At 57.6% G+C, this 231-nt stretch carries 1 protein-coding gene; it reads right to left on the reverse strand.

Annotation, left to right across the window (positions count from 1 at the left end; genetic code table 11):
- Nucleotides 1-24: 24 nt before the first annotated feature.
- The gene (locus ACYP03_RS28385) at nt 25-156 is read right to left on the reverse strand and encodes a hypothetical protein (RefSeq protein WP_459782990.1); all 132 of its coding nucleotides are present in this window, start codon (nt 154-156) and stop codon (nt 25-27) included.
- Nucleotides 157-231: the final 75 nt, after the last annotated feature.

Raw genomic sequence — 231 nt, forward strand, 5'->3', positions numbered from 1 at the left:
CTGGTTTGTCAGAGCACCTAAATATTACCCCAACGCCAGTTGCGGCGACATCGCCAGCCACGGGTTGTCCTTACAGGCACGTTCCAGCGCGTCTCCGCTTTGCATCAGCCGTTGGCCGACCGATGTGGCAAGCTCACAGCCGTGCGTCTGGTTCAAACGCTCCGGTTTGCCTTAAAGCAGCCATTCCATAGCGCCTACACCATGCACAGCCACACTTTGATCCGCCAGTTC

Source organism: Photobacterium sp. R1 (assembly GCF_054600795.1).